This is a genomic window from Sodalis-like endosymbiont of Proechinophthirus fluctus (genome assembly GCF_001602625.1).
Lineage (GTDB): Bacteria > Pseudomonadota > Gammaproteobacteria > Enterobacterales > Enterobacteriaceae.
Genome location: NZ_LECR01000088.1, coordinates 29536 through 30204 on the forward strand (window position 1 = coordinate 29536; position 669 = coordinate 30204).

The 669-nt window shown below is 54.3% G+C and carries 1 protein-coding gene; it reads left to right on the forward strand.

Translation table 11 applies throughout. The features are described 5' to 3' along the window. Positions 1-350 precede the first annotated feature (350 nt). Complete coding sequence (locus BG74_RS08700) at positions 351-575, forward strand: ComEA family DNA-binding protein (RefSeq protein ID WP_066597886.1); 225 nt, start codon at positions 351-353, stop codon at positions 573-575. Positions 576-669: the final 94 nt, after the last annotated feature.

Genomic DNA, 669 nt, shown 5'->3' on the forward strand with positions numbered 1-669 from the left:
CCGCCGATAAAGCTACCCAAACCGATCCTGTTTCGTTTGAGGCAGCGCTACCTCTGGAGGGTTCGATGACGCCGATAGGTTACTAAGCGACGGGGAAAACACCCTTCGACGATATGCAGAAAAAGGTCGAGCGGCCCACGGACTCGCAGTACTTCAGATACCTCGGATAGTAAGCAAGAAAAAACCGAACGGCCTACAGCTAGCGTTAATGAGTACCCTAAGCCTTCAGTCAGCAAAGGGAGGGTTAGGGCAAAGCAGGAAAACCATTAACGGTAGGGGGAGGAGAGTGCGCCAGAGGCACGCCGCCGAGCGGCAATACAGACAGCGCTGGGCCGGCTGCAGGCCAGTGAGTGGCGGAACTCGTACCGGATGCCACGCCAAGTACGGACAACATGGAGAATGATGAAGACAGAATCAGTATCAACACCGTACCACTTGACGATTTGGTGGACGGGCTGAAAGGCATCGGGCCTACAAAGGGCCAGGTGATTATTGATTACCGTGAGCAGCACGGTCCGTTTGAGCGTATTGATGATCTGGAAAAATTAAAAGGCATCGGCCCCGCCTCCCAGTGAGAATGGCTCGGATCAAGGATTGCCTGAAGCTGTAAACGCTACGGGAGGGGTAAGTGTAGCGTTTTACGGTGGCACTGGTGGTTTTTCGCACTGC